The sequence below is a fragment of the Streptomyces sp. NBC_00597 genome, assembly GCF_041431095.1.
Lineage (GTDB): Bacteria > Actinomycetota > Actinomycetes > Streptomycetales > Streptomycetaceae > Streptomyces.
The window spans coordinates 5,707,595-5,720,047 of sequence record NZ_CP107757.1; the positions used below are offsets into that span (position 1 = coordinate 5,707,595).

10 protein-coding genes are annotated in these 12,453 nt (G+C 72.8%); 7 read left to right on the forward strand and 3 right to left on the reverse strand.

What is annotated here, in order from left to right; translation table 11 throughout:
* Window positions 1–228 precede the first annotated feature (228 nt).
* From ilvA to OG974_RS26080, 4 genes are all read left to right on the forward strand, one after another.
* Window positions 229–1,464, forward strand: coding sequence for a threonine ammonia-lyase (ilvA, locus tag OG974_RS26065; RefSeq protein WP_328763459.1), 1,236 nt, complete (start codon window positions 229–231; stop codon window positions 1,462–1,464).
* Window positions 1,465–1,588: 124 nt separating this feature from the next.
* Window positions 1,589–2,107, forward strand: coding sequence for a hypothetical protein (locus OG974_RS26070; protein ID WP_327285100.1), 519 nt, complete (start codon window positions 1,589–1,591; stop codon window positions 2,105–2,107).
* Between the two features lie 126 nt (window positions 2,108–2,233).
* Entirely contained in the window at window positions 2,234–3,328 is a 1,095-nt protein-coding gene (locus OG974_RS26075; RefSeq protein WP_371644627.1) for an ATP-binding cassette domain-containing protein, read from the forward strand.
* Window positions 3,325–4,182: an ABC transporter permease gene (locus OG974_RS26080; RefSeq protein WP_327285102.1), complete on the forward strand. Its 858-nt coding sequence runs from the start codon at window positions 3,325–3,327 to the stop codon at window positions 4,180–4,182. The genes OG974_RS26075 and OG974_RS26080 overlap by 4 nt, the downstream gene beginning before the upstream one ends.
* Before the next feature lie 122 nt (window positions 4,183–4,304).
* Here the strand turns inward: OG974_RS26080 and greA are convergent, their stop codons facing one another.
* Window positions 4,305–4,802 (reverse strand): transcription elongation factor GreA, encoded by a 498-nt coding sequence (gene greA / locus OG974_RS26085; RefSeq protein WP_327285103.1) that lies wholly within the window; start codon window positions 4,800–4,802, stop codon window positions 4,305–4,307.
* 136 nt (window positions 4,803–4,938) lie between these two features.
* Window positions 4,939–5,361 (reverse strand): DUF4307 domain-containing protein, encoded by a 423-nt coding sequence (locus tag OG974_RS26090; protein ID WP_327285104.1) that lies wholly within the window; start codon window positions 5,359–5,361, stop codon window positions 4,939–4,941.
* A 120-nt stretch (window positions 5,362–5,481) separates the two neighbouring features.
* Here OG974_RS26090 and mca point away from each other — a divergent pair, with 120 nt between their 5' ends.
* On the forward strand, window positions 5,482–6,363 hold the full coding sequence (gene mca / locus OG974_RS26095) for a mycothiol conjugate amidase Mca (RefSeq protein WP_328763462.1): 882 nt from the start codon (window positions 5,482–5,484) through the stop codon (window positions 6,361–6,363).
* Window positions 6,364–6,365: 2 nt separating this feature from the next.
* Window positions 6,366–6,596: a hypothetical protein gene (locus tag OG974_RS26100; RefSeq protein WP_327285106.1), complete on the forward strand. Its 231-nt coding sequence runs from the start codon at window positions 6,366–6,368 to the stop codon at window positions 6,594–6,596.
* 253 nt (window positions 6,597–6,849) lie between these two features.
* Here the strand turns inward: OG974_RS26100 and OG974_RS26105 are convergent, their stop codons facing one another.
* Complete coding sequence (locus OG974_RS26105; RefSeq protein ID WP_371644629.1) at window positions 6,850–10,089, reverse strand: tetratricopeptide repeat protein; 3,240 nt, start codon at window positions 10,087–10,089, stop codon at window positions 6,850–6,852.
* A 224-nt stretch (window positions 10,090–10,313) separates the two neighbouring features.
* Between OG974_RS26105 and OG974_RS26110 the strand changes: the two genes are divergently transcribed.
* Window positions 10,314–12,377, forward strand: coding sequence for a thioredoxin domain-containing protein (locus tag OG974_RS26110; protein WP_371644631.1), 2,064 nt, complete (start codon window positions 10,314–10,316; stop codon window positions 12,375–12,377).
* The last annotated feature ends 76 nt before the right edge of the window (window positions 12,378–12,453 follow it).

A 12,453-nucleotide genomic window follows, 5' to 3' on the forward strand; every position in this document is an offset into this window, starting at 1 on the left:
CCTCGTACGAGAACTGGTGCGGGCGGTACGGACCAAGGCGCCGGGCCCGTCCCGGATGGCGGGATTTCGCCCCCTGTGGCCCGTACCGGCCACCCCCACTCGGGGGCGTAGGACGCCCCTCGCCCCGGGCGCGCACCACCCCGCCCGGAAGGCTCGGCTCCGCGGCGGGCTGCGCTGCGGGTTCGGCGGCCCGGGGCCGCGGTCCGCGAGGGCTGCGAGACTGGCGGCATGAACTACCGCGTGCCCGTGCCCGTCCCCCAGGTCATCCTCGACGACGTCAAGGGGGCCCAGAAGATGCTCTCGGGCGTCGCCCGGGTCACGCCGATGGAAGGCAGCAGGCACCTCTCCTCCCTCACGGGCTCCCCGGTCCACTTCAAGTGCGAGAACCTCCAGCGGACCGGCTCCTTCAAGCTGCGCGGCGCGTACGTGCGCATCGCGGGCCTGCGCCCCGAGCAGCGGGCCGCAGGCGTGGTCGCGGCCAGTGCCGGCAACCACGCACAGGGCGTGGCCCTGGCCTCCTCCCTCCTCGGCGTCCGCTCGACGGTGTTCATGCCGGTCGGGGCGCCGTTGCCGAAGGTGGCGGCGACCCGGGAGTACGGGGCCGAGGTGCGGATGTACGGGCAGGTCGTCGACGAGACGCTGGCCGCGGCCCAGGACTACGCGGACCGCACCGGGGCGGTGTTCATCCACCCCTTCGACCACCGCGACATCATCGCCGGCCAGGGCACCGTCGGCCTGGAGATCCTGGAGCAGTGCCCGGAGGTCCGCACGATCCTCGTCGGCATCGGTGGCGGCGGCCTCGCGGCGGGCGTCGCGGTCGCGGTGAAGGCCCTGCGGCCCGACGTCAAGGTGATCGGCGTCCAGGCGGAGGGCGCGGCCGCCTACCCGCCCTCGCTGAGGGTCGGGCACCCGGTCTCGATCGACGACCCGGCCACGATGGCCGACGGCATCAAGGTGGGCCGCCCCGGCGACGTCCCGTTCCGCATCATTGCGGAGCTCCTCGACGGCGTCCGCACCGTCTCCGAGGACGACCTCTCCAGCGCCCTGCTGCTCTGCCTGGAGCGCGCCAAGATGGTCGTCGAGCCGGCCGGGTGCAGCCCCGTGGCCGCCCTGCTGAGCCGGCCCGAGCTGTACGGGGGCGGCGGCCCGGTGGTCGCGGTCCTGTCCGGCGGGAACGTCGATCCGCTGCTCCTCCAGCGGATCCTGCGGCACGGCATGGCCGCGGCGGGCCGCTACCTCTCGCTGCGGCTGCGCGTGGCCGACCGGCCGGGCGCACTGGCCGGGCTCCTGGGGGTGCTGTCGGCGGCGGACGCGAACGTGCTGGACGTGAGCCACGTACGGACCGACCCGCGGCTGGGGCTCACGGAGGTGGAGGTGGAGCTGCGGCTGGAGACGAAGGGCCCGGAGCACTGCGCCGAGGTCGCGCGGTCCCTGCACGCGGCCGGATACACGGTGATGAGTTAGCACCTGTCCCTGTTCGTCCCCCCGATCGGTGACGACGGTGTGCGGAAACGGTGATACGGGTGTGCGGAATCCGGCCGGGTGTGTGAGACTCCCGGCCACATTCACATGGGGTGGGAGTCTCTCCGTGCACATTCGCGTCAGGCCGCAGACGGCCGCAGTCATCGCTCTGGCCGCGTCCGCGGCCCTGGTCCTCACGGGCTGCTCGTCCGACGACGGCTCCGCCTCGTCGGCGCCCAAGGCCGGCTCCGGCCAGTCGCAGCCGGCCAAGCCCTCCGCGAAGCCCACGGCCAAGGGGACCGGAGCGCCGCTCAGCCGGGACGCCGTGGACGAGGAGGTCAGATCGTCACTGCGCGCGGCGGGTCTGGACCCCGAGAAGGGGAAGGGCTCGGGCGACACGAAGGGCACGAAGAACGCGAGCCTGGTCGACTGGACCGCGGTCCTGAGCACGCAGCAGGCGGAGTGGGCCGTGCCGCGATTCGGGGAGCAGCTCAAGCACCTCGGCTGGCGGGAGACGGCGCCCCAGAGCTACGAGAAGACGGACTGGGTGCTGCTGATCGGCAGCGCGAAGACGTCGGCCACGGTGAACCTGCGCACGGGCGAGAGCCTGCTCACCGTGAACGTCACCTACCTCGGCGCGGGCTGACGTACGCACGGCAGTGCGACGGCTCCGTTCGGCCGATCGGGTGACCGGGCGACGTCTGCCCGGCGCCCATAAGATTTTCCTAGGAAAGTCCGGTTAGCTGGCCCGATTCACACAGGGAGAATCCCTATGCCAGGCGCCATCTACGCCGAAGGCCTGGTCAAGACCTTCGGCGAGGTACGGGCACTGGACGGCGTGGACCTCGATGTCCCCGAAGGCACCGTGCTGGGCCTGCTCGGCCCCAACGGCGCCGGCAAGACCACGACCGTGCGCGTCCTGACCACCCTCCTCCAGCCCGACAGCGGCAAGGCCGTCGTCGCCGGGATCGACGTCCTCAAACACCCCAACGAAGTCCGCCGCGCCATCGGCCTGTCCGGCCAGTTCGCCGCCGTCGACGAGTACCTGACAGGCCGCGAGAACCTCCAGATGGTCGGCCAGCTGTACCAGATGACCGGCAGGGCGGCGAAGGCCCGGGCCGGCGAACTGCTGGAGCGGTTCAACCTCGCCGACGCCGCCGACCGCACCGCGAAGACGTACTCCGGCGGCATGCGCAGGCGCCTGGACCTCGCGGCCGCACTCGTCGTCCGCCCGCCCGTGATGTTCATGGACGAGCCGACCACCGGCCTCGACCCGCGCAACCGCCAGCAGCTCTGGGACGTCATCCAGGAACTCGTGGCCGGCGGCACCACCCTGCTGCTCACCACCCAGTACCTGGAGGAGGCCGACCACCTCGCGCACGACATCTGCGTGGTCGACCACGGCAAGGTCATCGCCCGCGGCACCTCCGACCAGCTCAAGGCCCGGACCGGTGGGGAACGCGTGGAGGTCGTGGTCCACGAGCGCGACCGCATGGCCGAGGCCCGCGCGGTGCTCGCCGGCTTCGGCAAGGGCGAGACGACCGTGGAGGAGCACACCCGCAAGCTGACCGTCCCGGTCACCGGCGGCGCCAAGCTGCTCGCCGAGGTCATCCGCGAGCTCGACTTCCGCGGCATCGAGATCGACGACATCGGCCTGCGCCGGCCGACCCTCGACGACGTGTTCATCTCCCTCACCGGCCACGCGGCCGCCCTGGCCGACGAGGAGAACGGCGAGGCCGGCCCGGCGGACGACGGCAAGGGGCGCCGTGGTCACAAGGCACCGGCACAGGCACCGGCACGGGCACCCGCACAGGCATCGGCACCCGCACAGGCACCCGCTCCGGAATCGAAGGAGGCGACGAAGTGACCACCGCCTCCCCGACCCCGGAGCTCGCGGCACCCCGCCCGCGCGGCGGCATCGTCCAGAGCGTCAACGACTCCCTGGTCATCGCCAAGCGGAACCTGATCAGGATGTCCCGGATCCCCGAAATGATCATTTTCGGGGTCATCCAGCCGGTCATGTTCGTCGTGCTCTTCAGCTACGTCTTCGGCGGCTCGATCAGCGTCGACGGCAACACCTCGCCCGCCGCCTACCGCGAGTTCCTGATGGCCGGCATCTTCGCCCAGACCGTCACCTTCGCCACGGCCGGCGCGGGCGCGGGCATCGCGGACGACATGCACAAGGGCCTGATCGACCGCTTCCGCTCACTGCCGATGGCGCGCGGCGCGGTCCTGACCGGCCGCACCCTCGCCGACCTCGTCCAGACCAGCCTCACGCTGGTCGTCCTGGCCGTGGTGGCCCTGCTCGTCGGCTGGCGCACCCACACGAGCGCCGGCGAGGTGCTCTTCGGCTTCGCCCTGCTGCTCCTGCTCGGCTACGCCTTCTCCTGGATCGGCGCGCTGATCGGCCTGTCGGTGCGCACCCCGGAGGCGGCCACCTCGGGCGGGCTGATCTGGCTGTTCCCGTTGACGTTCATCTCGAACGCCTTCGTCCCCTCCGACAACATGCCGACGTTCCTGCGGACCATCGCGGAATGGAACCCCTTCAGCGCCACCGTCCAGGCGGCCCGCGGGCTGTTCGGCAACTTCCCGCCGGGGTACGAGGCCCCCGCGGCCTGGCCGATGCAGCATCCGGAGCTCGCGTCGGTCCTGTGGTCCGTGCTGATCATCGTGGCCTTCCGGACCCTCTCCGTCCGCAAGTACCGCTCGGCGACGGCGTAGGCCCGTAGCCCGCAGCCCGCTGCCCGGGAACCACGGGAACTCGGGAGAACGCGGGAACACGCGCACACGGGAAAGCCCCCGCCGGACCGGTCCGACGGGGGCTTTCTGATGTCCTGGGGTGATCAGCCGGTGAAGGGCTTGACGTCGAGGATCTTGACCGAGGCCTTCTTGCCGTTCGGCAGCTCGTACTCGGCGTCCTCGCCGATCTTCTTGCCCATCACGCCGGTGCCCAGCGGGGACTGCGGGGAGTAGGTCTCGAAGTCCGAGGACGCGTACTCGCGCGAGGCGAGCAGGAACGACATCGTGTCGTCCTCGTCGCCGTCGAAGGCGATGGTGACGACCGTGCCCGGCGCGACCTCGCCGTCGGAGGCGGGCGCGGTGCCGACCTTGGCGTTCTCCAGGAGCTGCGTCAGCTGGCGGACGCGGAGCTCCTGCTTGCCCTGCTCCTCCTTGGCCGCGTGGTAACCGCCGTTCTCTCGCAGGTCGCCCTCCTCGCGGGCGGCAGCGATCTTGGTGGCGATCTCCGTGCGTGCGGGACCAGAGAGGTAGTCCAGCTCGGCCTTCAGCTGGTCGTACGCCGCCTGGGTCAGCCAGGTGACGCTCTCGCTCGTCTGGGTCACGGGTGCTCCTCGTCGGTACAGGGGACTACAAAGCCGCCAGCGGCGGGCGAAACCACGAGCCTAACAATTCGGGAAGAAAAGGGGGAGGACACCATGTGTATGAAGTGTGTCATCGGGCCGGTGAGCAGGAAAGAGCTCAGTTTGGCGCGGGCGTGGTGCCCGCCGCCTGGCAGCCCACCAGTTCGATCATCGTGGCGCGGCCGGTGGTCTTCAGCGAGAGCATCTCGTCCAGGCGCGTGCTCTTCTGCCGGAAGGTGAAGTCGGCGCGGCCGACCTCGGCGTGTTCCTCGTTCTGGGAGCTCAGCGTGCACACCCCGGTGACCCCGGCGTCCTTGCGCACCTCCAGGTGCACCTTCACCTCGGTGTCCGAGACCACCTGGAACTTGATCACCTCGGCGCTGACGCTCTGGCCCGCCACGTAGTCCCAGCCGATCCAGCCGACCACGCCCAGCAGCCCGACGCCCAACACCGACCCGACGATCTTGAGCTTGCGGTCCGCACGCTCGTCCGCGGACCGGCCGTACCGGCCCTCGGGGAGCCCCTCGCGCACCGCGCTCATTGATCGTTCCTTTCGGAGGGCCGGAGTCCACAATCCCAGGGGCAGCCCCGGAATTTTTCCACCCCCCGATTCGGTCACTATAGGAGGCGTATGCCCTGACGACTCAAAGAGGATCCTGTCTTGACCGAGCAGCTTCGACTGATGGCCGTCCATGCCCACCCCGACGACGAGTCGAGCAAGGGCGCGGCCACCATGGCCAAGTACGTGTCCGAGGGGGTTCCCGTGCTGGTGGTGACCTGCACGGGGGGAGAGCGCGGCTCGATCCTCAACCCCAAGCTCCAGGGTGACAAGTACATCGAGGAGAACATCCACGAGGTCCGCGCCAAGGAGATGGACGAGGCGCGCCAGATCCTCGGCATCGACCAGGAGTGGCTCGGCTACGTCGACTCCGGCCTCCCCGAGGGCGACCCGCTGCCCCCGCTGCCCGACGGCTGCTTCGCCCTGGAGGACGTGGACGAGGCGGCCGGCCGCCTGGTGAAGAAGATCCGCGCCTTCCGGCCGCAGGTCATCACCACGTACGACGAGAACGGCGGCTACCCCCACCCCGACCACATCATGACCCACAAGATCTCGATGGTGGCCTTCGACGGGGCCGCCGACACCGAGAAGTACCCGGAGGCCGAGTTCGGCCCGGCGTACCAGCCGCAGAAGCTCTACTACAACCAGGGCTTCAACAAGCCGCGCACCATCGCCCTGCACGAGGCGCTGCTCTCGCGCGGCATGGAGTCCCCGTACGGGGAGTGGCTGGAGCGCTGGAAGGAGTTCGAGCGCACCGAGCGGACGCTGACCACGCACGTTCCGTGCGCCGAGTTCTTCGAGATCCGTGACAAGGCGCTGATCGCGCACGCCACGCAGATCGATCCGGACGGCGGCTGGTTCCGCGTTCCGATGGAGATCCAGAAGGAGGTCTGGCCCACGGAGGAGTACGAGCTCGCGAAGTCGCTCGTGGACACGTCCCTCCCCGAGTCCGACCTCTTCGAGGGCATCCGGGAGAATGCGTAGCTATGAGCGCTACGCAGGCAGCACTGACCGAGCTCCTTCCGCTGGCGGGTGACACCTTCGACAAGAACAAGGTGACGCCCGGAGTCCTGGGCTTCATCGTGTTCGCGGCCCTCGCCCTGGCGGTGTGGGGCCTGATGAAGTCGATGAGCCGGCACATGGGCCGGGTCGACTTCAAGGAAGCCCCGGACCCGGCGTCGGCGGGCGCCGCCCCCGCCGCGGACCAGGCCCCGTAGTCGAACCACGCCGCCGCGGCCCGGCCCGGCGAGAGCCGTCTCCGCGGTGCGCTGCCGCCCCGTGCCCGTGGGCGATGCGGCGCCGCCCTCCCGTGCCACGGGCGGGGCGGCTACCGCGCGCTGCCCGGGGTCGGGCCCCACGCCCGTCGGGCGGTCCTGCGACGGGCGGGGCCGTACCGCGGCCGGCCGTCCCAGGCCCGCAGGACCGCACGGCTGGATGCGGTCATGGGGTGCGGTGCGGTCGTACGGCCGGCTAGGCCCGTGGCATCGGGACCCCCATGATCTCCCGCGAGTGCAGGTTCGGGACCAGCGCGAGCCGCCACGCCTGCCAGCCCTCCGCCGGGTCCACCCCGCGGCCCAGCACCACCGCGTACGTGTCCAGACTGTCCTCCAGCCGCCCGTCCCGCATCGGGTGCGGCGCCGCGGACAGCCGGGCCAGCTCCGCCCGTGCCTCCTCCACGCCCGCGCCCGGGAGCGCGTACGGCAGCATCGTGCAGCGCAGGAAGCGGGCCCAGTCCTCCCCGCGCCGGTCCCCGTACGAGATGAACAGCCGGGCCGCCTCCTCGCACAGGCCCAGCGCCTGCGACGCCCGGCCGTTGCCCGCGTCCACCACCGCCAGCTCCAGGCAGGTCCACGCCTCCCCGTGCGCCAGGCCGATCCGCCGGAAATCCGCCCGTGCGTCGGTCAGCAGCTGCCGGGCGAACCCGGAGTTCTTCAGGTTGCCCGTCTGCGCCGCCCGCTGGTCGCGCGTCACCCGGCCCGAATGGTGCCGGGCGTGCGCCAGCCCGTACACGTCCCGCATCCGCGAGAACATCGTCCGCGCCCGCTCCAGCTCCCGGACCGCCTGATCGCGCTCGCCGCCCTCCTCCAGCGCCTGCCCGAGGTAGTACAGCGTCCACGCCTCCCCACGTGCGTCCTCCTGCTCCCGGTGCCGGGCCAGCGCCTCGCGCAGCCGCTCCACCGCCGGCCCCGGATCCCCGTCGACGACCCTGGCCCGGCCCAGCTGCGTCAGCGCCCAGGCCTGGCCCCGCTCGTCGCGCGTGCGCCCGTACAGGTCCATGGCGAGCTTCAGCTCCGCCTCCGCCCGCGTCACGTCGCCGAGCCGCAGGTACACCTGCCCCAGCTGGAAGTGCGCCCACGCCTCGCCGTGCACGCTCTCGCTCTCCCGGTGCAGCGCCAGCGACTGCTCCAGCAGCTGCATCGCCTCCGCCAGGTGCGCCCGGTCCCGCTCCACCGCCGCCAGGGCGTGCAGCCCCCACGCCCGGTCCCCGGCCAGCTTCTCCGGCTCCTGGAGCACCAGCGCCTCCCGGATGCGGGCCGCGGCCTCCGGGAGCTGCCCCTGGTGGTGCAGGGTGATCCCGAGCGAGATCAGGGCCATGCCCGCACCCGCGTCCTGCTGCGCCTCCCGGTACTGGTCGACCACCGAGGTCAGCGTGGTCCGGGCCTTGTCCAGCTCGCCGAGCTGGCGCGCCGCGATGCCCGTACGCCACTGCACGGAGCGGACCAGCCGACCCTGGCCGGGGCGGCCCCGGCGCGCGGCCTCCACCGCCAGCGTCAGCTCGTTGATCTCGCCGAGCCGGTACAGGTCCCCGCGCAGCAGGCAGAAGTCGCACAGCGCGCCCAGCAGGTCGAGCACCGCCTGCTGGTCCACGTCCTCCGAGTGCCGCAGCGCCGCCGTGATGAAGCTCGACTCGTCGTCCAGCCAGCGCAGCGCCGCGTCCAGCGAGGCGAAGCCGTGCCCGCCGAAGTGGTCGGCCCGCGTCGACATCTTCCCGTCGACCATCCGGATCACCGCGTCCGCGAGCTGCGCGTAGTTGCGGATCAGCCGCCCGTGCGCCGCCGAGGACTCGGCCCGGTCCTCGTCCGCCGCGAGCCGGGCCGCCGCGTACGAGCGCACCGCGTCGTGCATCCGGTACCGCTCCCCGCGTACGTGGTCCAGCAGCCCCGCCCGCGCCAGCTCGCGCAGCAGCCGCCCGGCCTCCGCCCGGTCCGCGTCGATCAGCGCCGCCGCCGCCGACGGGCCGAGCGAGGCGCGGCCGGCCAGCGTGAGCCGCCGCAGCAGCCGGCGCCGCTCCTCGGACAGGCGTACGTAGGCCAGGCCCAGCGCGCCCTCCAGCCCGCCGGCACCGTCGGCGTCGGCCGCACCGTCGGCCGCGGCGGGGTCCTGGGCGGCGCCGCCGAGCGGGGCCAGGACGCGCAGGGCCAGCGGGAGCCCCCCGCCGAGCGCGAGCAGCCCCTGCAGGGCCCCCTCCTCGTACGGGGCCGCCCCGGCGACCTCGGCTCCGGCCCGCACCAGCTCCGCCCCGTCCACCTCCGCCAGCCGCTCCACCGGCAGCTGGTGCACCCAGGCCGCCAGGTCCGGCAGCTCCAGGGGCTCCCGCGCCGTCACCAGCACCAGGCTCTCCGACCGCTCCGGCACCAGCATCCGGACCTGCGCCGCATCCACCGCGTCGTCCAGCAGCACCGTCACCGGCAGCCCCTGGAGGTGCTGGTGGTACAGCTCGCCGAGGCGCCGGACCTGCTGCTCCGCCGAGGACCCCTCGCGGAACAGCAGCTGCTCGCGCGGGGCGCCGAGCCGGTTCAGCAGGTGCAGCAGCGCCTCCCGTAGCGGCAGCGGAGCCTCCCCGCTGAGCGAGCCGCCCCGCAGGTCCACCACACAGGCCCCGCGGAACTGGTCGCGCAACGCGTCCGCCGCCCGCAGCGCCAGGGCCGTGCGGCCCACCCCGGGCTCGCCGTGCAGCACCACGACCACCGGGCGGGTCTCCGTACTGGCGCGGGCCGCCTGCACCCACTGCGCGATCCGGGTCAGCTCCGTCCGCCGGCCCGTGAACGAGGCCTCGGGCTGCGGGAGCTGGCCGAAGGACTGCTCCAGCACACTGCGTCGCCTGGCCTCCGCGCTGCGGTCCGTCCCGCGCAGCTGGGGCGAACCGGTCCGGGGGGTCTGCCGGGGCACCCGCGCGGCGGCGGCCACGGCCCGCTGCTGCTCCAGGAACGGGCGGACCCCGCGCACCTCCAGCGCCGTCAGCCACTGCAGCCGCAGCTGCTCCGGCCCGCCGGGACGGCCGCGCACCCCGGCCCGCCGGTTCGCCGCGGGCAGGTGGGAGGCGGTCACCTTGGCGACGGTGGCCGCCGCCCCGGCGATGCCGGTGACCGCCCCCGCCGCCAGCGCCGTGCCCGCCGCCACGCCGAGCGACAGGTCGGCCCCGACGGCCGCGGCCGCAGCCACCGCCGTCACGAGCAGGGCGGTCGAGGAGTTCCCGCGCCGGAAGGCCTCGCCGAGGGACTCGTCCCCGGCCGTCGCCTCGTCCAGGGCCCGTACGTACGCCTCGTACTCCTCGGCGGCGCTCGCCGCGAGCGCGTCCAGCGCCTCCAGGCCGCGCGCCAGCAGCGCCGCCCTGTCGACCGGTTGCCCCGCCCCGGCAGCCCGCTGGGCCTCCTCGTCCACGGCCCGCTCCAACAGCCGCTCGGCCTCACCGCGATGGCTGTCCCGCATCGGCATCCCCCTCAAGAGAGCTCCGGCAACGTTCGCCAAGTGTCCGCCGGGACTGCCGCGAGCGCGAGTGAATCTGAGCTAGATCAGAGGGAGTTGGGCCATATTCGACCGCTGCCGTGCATATATGTACAGTCGACCCGGCCACCGCGCCGTGCGCGCCCGCGGTGCGGGCACGCCGCCTCCCCTTCCCGGCGCCGTCCCGTCCGGTGCGCGAGGATGGGCCCATGCCGAACCGCCTCGCGAACGAGACATCGCCCTATCTGCTCCAGCACGCGGAGAACCCCGTCGACTGGTGGCCCTGGTCGCCCGAGGCGTTCGCGGAGGCGCGGGAGCGGGGGGTGCCCGTCATGCTCAGCGTCGGGTACAGCAGCTGCCACTGGTGCCATGTGATGGCGCACGAGTCCTTCGAGGACGAGCTGGCTGCCGCCTACATGAACGAGCACTTCGTCAACGTCAAGGTGGACCGCGAGGAGCGGCCCGACGTCGACGCCGTGTACATGGAGGCCGTGCAGGCCGCCACCGGGCAGGGCGGCTGGCCCATGACCGTCTTCCTCACCCCCGACGCCGAGCCCTTCTACTTCGGGACCTACTTCCCGCCCGAGCCCCGCCACGGGACGCCCTCCTTCATGCAGATCCTCGAAGGCGTGCGGACCGCCTGGGTGGGGCGGCCCGAGGAGGTGGCCGAGGTCGCGCAGCGGATCGTGCGGGACCTCGCCGGGCGGCAGTTGGACTACGGCAAGGCCGGCGCGCCCGGTCCCGGGGAGCTGGCGCAAGCGCTGCTCGGGCTGACCCGCGAGTACGACGCCGCCCGCGGCGGATTCGGCGGGGCGCCGAAGTTCCCGCCCTCCATGGTGCTGGAGTTCCTGCTGCGCCACCACGCGCGCACCGGGGCCGAGGGCGCCCTGCAGATGGCCGCCGACACCTGCGAGGCCATGGCCCGCGGCGGGATCTACGACCAGCTCGGCGGCGGGTTCGCGCGGTACTCCGTGGACCGGGAGTGGGTCGTGCCCCACTTCGAGAAGATGCTGTACGACAACGCGCTGCTGTGCCGGGTGTACGCCCACCTGTGGCGGGCCACTGGCTCGGACCTCGCGCGGCGCGTCGCGCTGGAGACCGCCGACTTCATGGTGCGCGAGCTGCGCACCACCGAGGGCGGCTTCGCCTCCGCACTCGACGCGGACAGCGAGGACCCGCTGACCGGCGAGCACGCGGAGGGGGCGTACTACGCCTGGACTCCCGCCCGGTTGGCCGAGGTGCTCGGGGAGGCGGACGGGGCGTTGGCCGCCGCGTACTTCGGAGTGACGGACGAGGGCACCTTCGAGCACGGCACTTCGGTGCTCCAGCTGCCGCAGGACGGACCCGTCGTGGAGGCCGCGGTGATCGCCGGGATCCGGGAGCGGCTGCTCGCGGCCCGCGCCGAGCGCCCCGCGCCCGGCCGGGACGACAAGGTCGTCGCCGCCTGGAACGGCCTGGCGATCGCGGCGCTGGCCGAGTGCGGGGCGTACTTCGACCGGCCGGACCTGGTCGAGCGGGCCACCGAGGCCGCCGACCTGCTGGTCCGGGTCCACTTCGATGCGGCGGCCGGGCGGGCCCGGCTGGCCAGGACCAGCAAGGACGGGCGCGTCGGGGCGAACGCCGGGGTGCTGGAGGACTACGGCGACGTGGCCGAGGGCTTCCTCGCGCTGGCGTCCGTGACCGGCGAGGGGGTCTGGCTGGAGTTCGCCGGGTTCCTCGTCGACCTGGTGCTGGACCGGTTCACCGCCGAGGACGGCTCCTTGTACGACACCGCGCACGACGCCGAGCAGCTGATCCGCCGGCCCCAGGACCCGACCGACACCGCGGCTCCCTCCGGCTGGACGGCCGCGGCCGGCGCGCTCCTCTCGTACGCCGCCCACACGGGTTCGCAGGCGCACCGCAGTGCGGCAGAGCGGGCGCTCGGGGTGGTGCACGCGCTCGGGCCGCGCGTTCCGCGCTTCATCGGGCACGGGCTCGCGGTGGCCGAGGCGTTGGTCGACGGGCCGCGCGAGGTGGCCGTGGTGGGGCATCTGGAGGATCCGGCGTTGGCCGGTTTGCACCGGACCGCGTTGCTGGGGACGGCTCCCGGGGCCGTCGTGGCGGTCGGTCTGCCGCGGGCGGCCGACGGTAGCGGGGGCGAGTTCCCCCTGCTGGCCGAGCGCACACTCGTCCGCGACCTGCCGACGGCGTATGTGTGTCGACATTTCGTCTGCGCGCGGCCTACGACAGATCCGGTCGAACTCGGCGATCAGTTGGGTGCAGTTCATCCCTGAATCGATCGGAGTACCGTCAATTCCGGTTGCGTGTGCGGCAGTTCGGAAACCCGTTTTTTATCCCCGCGGCTCCTGA